Origin of the sequence: Streptomyces sp. NPDC020362 (genome assembly GCF_040642095.1) — a bacterium.
Lineage (GTDB): Bacteria > Actinomycetota > Actinomycetes > Streptomycetales > Streptomycetaceae > Streptomyces.
This window is the reverse complement of the sequence record NZ_JBFAET010000309.1, coordinates 1-6,848: the sequence shown is the minus strand read 5'-3', so window position 1 is coordinate 6,848 and position 6,848 is coordinate 1. Positions and strand designations below refer to the sequence as shown.

Annotated in this window: 8 protein-coding genes; 4 read left to right on the top strand and 4 right to left on the bottom strand. The window is 67.9% G+C overall.

The window, feature by feature from the left end; all coding sequences use genetic code 11:
• The coding region (locus AB0H32_RS45455; protein WP_361134667.1) for a hypothetical protein at positions 1-202 on the top strand (202 nt) is incomplete at its 5' end.
• Between the two features lie 99 nt (positions 203-301).
• Here the strand turns inward: AB0H32_RS45455 and AB0H32_RS45450 are convergent.
• Complete coding sequence (locus tag AB0H32_RS45450) at positions 302-892, bottom strand: cysteine hydrolase family protein (RefSeq protein WP_361134665.1); 591 nt, start codon at positions 890-892, stop codon at positions 302-304.
• 130 nt (positions 893-1,022) lie between these two features.
• Between AB0H32_RS45450 and AB0H32_RS45445 the strand changes: the two genes are divergently transcribed.
• Positions 1,023-2,012 carry a helix-turn-helix domain-containing protein gene (locus AB0H32_RS45445; RefSeq protein ID WP_361134662.1) on the top strand — a complete coding sequence of 330 codons (990 nt, stop codon included), beginning with the start codon at positions 1,023-1,025 and terminating at the stop codon, positions 2,010-2,012.
• Positions 2,013-2,137: 125 nt separating this feature from the next.
• Entirely contained in the window at positions 2,138-2,506 is a 369-nt protein-coding gene (locus AB0H32_RS45440; protein ID WP_361134659.1) for a hypothetical protein, read from the top strand.
• Between the two features lie 238 nt (positions 2,507-2,744).
• On the opposite strand, the gene AB0H32_RS45435 is transcribed toward AB0H32_RS45440, so the two are convergent.
• Complete coding sequence (locus AB0H32_RS45435) at positions 2,745-3,161, bottom strand: MerR family transcriptional regulator (RefSeq protein WP_361134656.1); 417 nt, start codon at positions 3,159-3,161, stop codon at positions 2,745-2,747.
• Positions 3,162-3,262: 101 nt separating this feature from the next.
• On the opposite strand from AB0H32_RS45435, the gene AB0H32_RS45430 reads away from it, so the two are divergent.
• A complete protein-coding gene (locus AB0H32_RS45430; RefSeq protein ID WP_361134653.1) occupies positions 3,263-4,051 on the top strand; it encodes an amidohydrolase family protein in 789 nt (262 codons plus the stop codon).
• Between the two features lie 78 nt (positions 4,052-4,129).
• On the opposite strand, the gene AB0H32_RS45425 is transcribed toward AB0H32_RS45430, so the two are convergent.
• Together AB0H32_RS45425 and AB0H32_RS45420 are read right to left on the bottom strand one after the other, a co-directional pair.
• Positions 4,130-4,999: an MBL fold metallo-hydrolase gene (locus tag AB0H32_RS45425; protein WP_361134650.1), complete on the bottom strand. Its 870-nt coding sequence runs from the start codon at positions 4,997-4,999 to the stop codon at positions 4,130-4,132.
• Positions 5,000-5,358: 359 nt separating this feature from the next.
• Positions 5,359-6,474, bottom strand: a complete 1,116-nt coding sequence (locus AB0H32_RS45420; protein WP_361134670.1) for a PP2C family protein-serine/threonine phosphatase — start codon at positions 6,472-6,474, stop codon at positions 5,359-5,361.
• Between the last annotated feature and the right edge of the window lie 374 nt (positions 6,475-6,848).

The following is a 6,848-nucleotide window of genomic DNA, read 5'->3' as shown; positions in this document are numbered from 1 at the left end:
CGACGAACGAGCCGAGGGCACCACCTTCCGCCTCCCCTTCTTCCTCTTCCAGGGCGACAGCGACGTCCTGACCCCACCGGAGCCGGCCCGCCGCTCGAAGAACCGGACTGCGCCGTCGGCCTGGCGGAGGCATTCTCCGACCGGTGATCAATGGTGGAAGGCATCGGACGAGGCGGCCGGGCTGAGGAGAAGGGCATGCTGATTGACGGAATACTGAAATCCAAGCAAAAGGGCCGCTGCGGAGGGCATGTTCGGGGACTTGAATCCCGCGTCTTCCGCAGCGGCGGTACGAAAAGGTGGGTCAGTTCAGAGCGTCAGCCGACGGCACGACAACGCCGTAGAGGTCCGCGATGGTCGCCAGCGCGCTGTGGTGCAGCTGTTCGGCGGACACCTCGGCCACGTCGGTCTTGAGGGAGCGGGTGGCGGTGGCGTCGGCAACCACCGTGGCCCGGTTGCCGCGAAGGAATGCGCCCTGGGCGGTGAAGGCCACGCACATGTGGGTCATGAAGCCGGCCAGGACCAGGTTCTCGTTCCCTGCCTCGTCCACCAGCTCACCCAGGTTGGTGCCGTGAAAGGCATTGGGGGCCTGCTTCGTGACGACCGCCTCGCCGCCGACCGGGGTCACCTTCTTGTGGATCTGGCCCACTTCGGTGCTCAGGTCGTACGGGCTGCCCGCGCCCCCGTCGTGCTGGACGTGGATGACCTTGGCACCGGCCTCCCGGGCCTTGGAAAGCAGGTCGGCCGCACGCTCGAGCGCGCTCTCCCAGCCGTCCAGCTCCATGACGCCCTGGATGTAGGTGTTCTGGATGTCGATCAGGATCAGCGTCGAGTGAGCGAGGGACGCCGGGGTCTGGTCGAGGGCGCTGAGGTCGCGAAGAGTCTGCGAAGGCATTTCTGCCCTTTCTGAAGCTCGGTGGTGGAAGGCCGTCCCGTGAGGCGGCGGCTCTCACGCTACGAACCTGCTGTTGTGGCGGCAATGTCATGTAGCTTGCAGATACAGACACTCGATGGGAGGAGGTCCCTTGGGCACGACCCGGCGCCTCATCGTCGTCGTCCTCTTCGACGGCGTGGACCTGCTGGATGTCACCGGACCGTCCGAAGTCTTCTCCCTCCTGCGGCGGGAGACGGACGACGCGTCCGGCTACCACGTCGTCCTGGCCGCGGAGACGATGGATCCTGTCACCACCGCGGCAGGCGTTCGGGTCCTGCCCGACATGACGTTCGAAGAGATCTCCGGCAGCCGTATCGAGACCCTCATGGTGCCCGGCTCCGTCGAGGTCGACGCCCAACGCCGGGTCCACGCCCTCACCGATCCGAACACGGTCCGCTGGGTGAAGAACCTTGCCGGCCACGCCGATCGCATCGCCTCCGTCTGCGTCGGCGCCCACCTTCTCGCAGCCGCCGGACTCCTCGACGGGAAGAGGGCCACCACCCACTGGTCGACCGCGCGGCAACTGGCCGACGAGCACCCGTCGGTGGAGGTGGACGCCGACCCGATCTTCATCCGCGACGGCAAGGTGTGGACCGGTGCCGGGATCACCGCGTGCCTGGACCTGTCCCTGGCCCTGGTGGCCGAGGACTTCGGTGAGGCAACAGCCCTGCGCGTCGCCCGTCAGCTGGTCATGTACCTCAAGCGCCCCAGCGGCCAGAGCCAGTTCAGCGTGCCCATCGAACCCCTCTCGACCACACGCCGCATGGACGAGCTGCGGCACCACATCACCCGCAACCTGACGTCGCCCCTGACGGTGGGCTACCTCGCCGAACAGGCCAACGTCAGCGAACGTCAGCTCACCAGGATCTTCAAGACCGAACTCGGCATGACCCCGGCCGTCTACATCGAGTCGGCCCGCGTCGAAGCCGCACGCATCCGCCTGGAGACCACGGACGACACCCTCGAACGCGTGGCGTCGGCCTGCGGATTCGGCACCGTCGACACCTTGATCAGGGCCTTCCGCAGGAAGCTCAACACGACCCCGACGGAGTACCGCAACCGATTCCGCCACCTCTCGTAGCCGGAGGGCAGCCTGCGCGAGTTCGACGGCGTACCCGACGTCGTGGCAGGGTCCCCCCCGTAAGGGGGAGCTTGTCATCCTGCGTGTTGATGTGCGGCCGTCTTCGCGTGAGCACGATCGAACGCATGTTGAAGATCGACGCACTGCCCGGTGTTCCCCCTTGGGCTGTCCTCGCCGCTCACACGGTGCCACTGGTCACCCTGCCGTCGGGCCTGTGGCGGATCGCCCAGGTCGCCGGGCTCCCGGTGGCCGAACAACTGGGCCGGAACGGTCGCGAGGTGGTGGTGGCCGTCCCGCTGACCTTGACAACCGAAGGTCTCGCCCTGCTCACACTCGGACTGGTACGGCCTTGGGGCGAGGTCGCACCCCGCTGGCTTCCGCTCATCGGCGGACGGCGCGTGCATCCGCTCGCGGCGGTAGTACCAGCGCTGTTCGGGGCGGTGGTGCTGTGCGCGACAGGAGGCTGGTTCACCTGTACCCGGGCGCAGGGCTGATTGGGCGTGTCACGCAGACGCCGGCCCAGCAAGTGCTCCTCGTGGTCTGCTACTCGCCGCTGCTGGCCCGGGCGCCCCTCCTGGCGGCCACGACGCTCGCGTACTACCGGCGCAGGACGACTGTGCTGTGAAGCCATTCGGTGCTTTGTTCTCCGATGACGCCCTCACCGCAACGAGAGTGCAGGCGAGCGGCACTCCAAGTCCGAGCCGCGCCGCCCCGCCCGGTGCTCTCACATGGTCAGGGCCGGCTCGTGGTCAGGGCGTCCCCGCTGTCCGGAACATGGGGCGTGAGGGCAGCTTCGGCTGCCGAGGTCTCGGCGGTGGTGATGGTCTGCTGCAGGACATCCCGAGCCGCAGCGATGTCGGCGGCTCGCTGATCAAGGGTACGCAACTGGGCGCGCAGCGCGTCCAGCACGCCGGGGCAGGGGAGCACGCCGGCCTGGGCGTCGGTGCAGGGAAGTACCTGGCGGATGACGCGGGTAGGCAGCCCCGCCGCGAGCAGGGCCCGGATCCTCAGTACCGTCTCGGCCGCGGTCTCGTCGTATGTCCTGTACCCGTTGGGCCGACGCCCCGGTCGGAGCAGCCCCGCCCGCTCGTAGTAGCGCAGCAGGCGTTCGCTGGTCCCGGTCCGTTCTGCCAGTTCTCCGATGAGCACCGTCCTCTCCTTCCCCCGCACTTGACCTTCCAACGGTGTCAAGGAGCAACAGTAGGTCCGTCGGCCGCATTCCGGCGGCCCGGTCCACCATGGAGCTCCCAGTGATCATTGATGCGCACAGCCACGTCCACGACCCGGTGACAAGCCACCTCGCCGACCTGGACGCCGCGGGGGTGGACCGTTCGGTGCTCTTCGGCACCCGCCCACACCCGGAACGAGCTGTCGATCTGGCCTCCCTGCGCCGTGAGATGAGCGTCCTGGACCATGCGCTGGCGGGCCGGGGAAATGACGCTGACGGCTACCGCACCGCCTGGCGGGAGCTGGATGAGGCCCTTGCTGCCCACCCCGACCGGTTCATCGGATTCGGCTCCGTGCCGCTCGACCTGCCCGAGGCGGAGATCGCGGCCGTGATCGAGCGTGAGGTGGTGTCACGTGGCCGGCGGGGTATCGGGGAACTCACGCCCCCTGCTGGCGGCGCCGCCCGCATCGAGCCTGTGCTCAAGGCGGCGCATGATCACGGCGGGCTGCCGGTGGTCGTGCACGGCTTCGCCCCGACCACGGCGGAGGACCTGAACACGCTGTCCCGTCTCGCCAAGCGGTATCCGGCGGTTCCGCTGATCGTCAGCCAACTCGGCGGGATGAACTGGATGCAGGCCATCGAACTGGTGCGGGACACGCCCAGCATGTTCCTGGAACTGTCCACGGCCAACATCGTCTTCGCGGTGAGGCTGGCGATCCGGGAGATTCCCGAGCGCACGTTGTTCGGCTCGGACGCCCCCTACGGCGATCCCGTGATCGCCCGCACCACCGTGGAACGGGTTACCTCTCCCGGTGAGGTACGTGAGCGAGTGCTTGGAGGGACCCTGGGCGAACTCCTGGGCATTCTGTGAACCTGGCTCCCCTCGAGCCGGCACCTCCTCGCCTGCCTCCGGTGCCGTGCAGATCCGAGCGTTGCCCGGGCCACAGGTTCACCAGCGTACGGCCGTGAAGTCGATGGGTTGGGGGCGTAGTTGTCGGGTGCGTCCTGCCAACGCTCGCAGTCGACCGGACATCTCGTCGGCCGTCAGGCGGTGCCGTCCACCGTGGCCGGGGAGGACCCACTCGAATCGCAGCCGTCCGCTCACCCTGGCCAGGGAGTCGGCCAAATCCTCGATGGAGTACCAGGTCACGCTCTCCGCAACTTCCAGATCACCGGTCGTGCGTGACCAGTAGAAGCTGTCGCCGCTGAAGCAGTACCGGTCGTCCGCGAGATAGAGGACGCTGCCCCGGGTGTGTCCGGGCAGGGGATGGGCGGTGACTCCCTCGCCGATCTCCATGGGGTCGAGTCCGTGGATCACATGGTCCGCGTCCGGTGCAGCATCGAGGTCGCCCTCGTGGATCCACAGCCGGGCGCCGAAGTGGTCGGCGTAACGACGTCCGTGCGCTGCGTGATCGCGATGGGTGAGCAGCACATCGGTGACGGGTCCCGCTGCCGTGTAGCGCCCTGCCAGTTCCCGGCTCCAGCGCGGGGTGTCGATCATCATGAGCGTGCCGGACGGCCGCAGCAGCAGGTAGGAGTGGGCGCCGGCGGTGTGCGCCGAGTTGTGGCCACAGATCAGTACGCCGTCGTCGACGGCCATCGGAAACGGGTCGAGGGCCTGGTCAGCGTGCCCGGACGCCGGGCGGATGGACCGGGTGGGGCAGGCGAAGACGGCGGCGTGTAAGCGTCGTGTCTCCGCCTCGTTGCCCGGTGGCCGCAGGATCTGCGACTTCGCTCCGGACTCGATGATCATCTCGGGTGCGAACTGCCGGGCGGCATCACAGTTGATGCAGCGAGCGTCCACGTACCAGCCGTCCACAACAGGGCTCCTTCCGAGGGAAACGGCCCTGCCCGGGCCGCCGCTACAGGGATCCGTCATGGGGATCCGCTACAGGGATATCCCGCTGGCGGACGGAATCGGTAGGTCGTGCGGACCTTGTATTTCCGGGCCGGCAGCGCTCTTGCAGTAAGACAAGGTGGCTGACCTGGAGAAATGGGCGGACGGAGCGTGGCATCCCTTCAAGTCGAGGACGTCGGGCTGTGGCCACGAGGCACGACGAGGTACGACGAGCCAGGGGCCATCAGCGGCTGGTGAGGGCCCTGTCTCTGGTCACCTGGCGGACAACGCCGGCCGCTCCAGAACCCGCCCGCTCTGACCAGGCCGTTTCGCAGCAAGCCTCACTTGCCGGGGAACTCGTGCTCAGGACGTGCCGCTGGGTAGGCGGCGGTCTCGTCCACATGGTCGTCTTCGTCGTCGAGCCGTTCAACGAGGAGCATCGCCGCATCGTCCGCCAGGTGACCCCCGGTATGGCGTACCAACTCCTCGTGCAGGTGATCCAGGAACTCGGACGGAACACACGGGTGCATCGCTTCCATGGCCTCGGGCAGGGCGAAGAAAACGTTGTCCGGGCTGCGAGCTTCGATCACCCCGTCGGTGTGCAGCAGGAGGCGATCACCGGGCGCAAACGGATAGTTGTCGACCTTGCCAAGGGGAACGGTCATGAATTCTTCCAGGCCCAGGGGCGGCAGATCCGCGGTGGGGGTCAAGGCCTCCACCTTGCCCCGGCGCAGCACCAGTGCAGGCGGATGGCCGCGATTGACCACCTGGACCACGAAGTCGTCGGACACCTGAGCCACGAGCACGGTCACGAAACTCTCGGCGTGGTCCTCCTCGGCGCCCGGATGCGCCGCGCTCGGCATTGCGCGCTCCCGATGCAGCGCAGCCGCGCAGTGGTTCACCACCTCGACCAGGTCGTCTTCATAGTGGACGGCCTCCCGGAACGCACCCAGTACGGCTGCGGCCAGGCGGACGGCCGGCAGCCCTTTGCCACGGACGTCACCCACGATCATCCGCACCCCGTAGCGTGTCTGTGCCGCCTCGTAGAGATCGCCGCCGATCTGCGCTCCCGTCTCGGCTGCGAGATACATGCTGGCCATCTGCACCGGGCCCAGCCGGGCAGGCACGTGACGCAGGAGCACTTGTTGGGCGGCCTCTGCGACCCGGCGGACCTGGTCCAGCTCGATCTGTCTGCGCGTGCGCATCGCATTACTCACGGCGACACTGGCCACTGACACCATGAGCAGGGACAGAAGGTTGCTGTAGGCCTGGCCGGCCCAACTGTGGTGAAGCGTGGCCGTGAGCACGGTGACGGCGCAGGCCCCGACCGCTGCCGCAAGAATGCCCCTCGGGCCCATCGTCAGTGAGGCCAGAGCCGGTGTTGCGGCCAGGATGGGACCGGTGACCACAGCGTGTGCGGGCGAGAGCTCGATGCCCAGCGCGAACAGCACGATCATGAACGGCACGCACTGCCCGAGCCTGAACAGGACGCGGCCGTGACTGCCCGCACCTGACGGGCCAGGTGGGCGGAGTAGCGATCCCATGGCTACAGCCTGGCTCACCGAGGTCGAGTGTTCCACTCAACGCTCTGTGTCGGTCCAGGCGCGTGCGGCGGCCCCACGCCGTCGTTGCACGGGGCCAGACGTTCGGTGGGTCCACATCGGCTCAAGGCGATCCGATCCATTGGCCCCGAGCGCGCGAGGATTCACTGCGCCGGAGTTGTGATGGTCGCTCTGGGCGGGGCGTGGTGGTTGCTGGGGAGGCTCAGTAGGCGGAGTTGACGTTGTCGATGGAGCCGTAGCGGTGGGCGGCGTAGTTGGCTGCGGCGGTG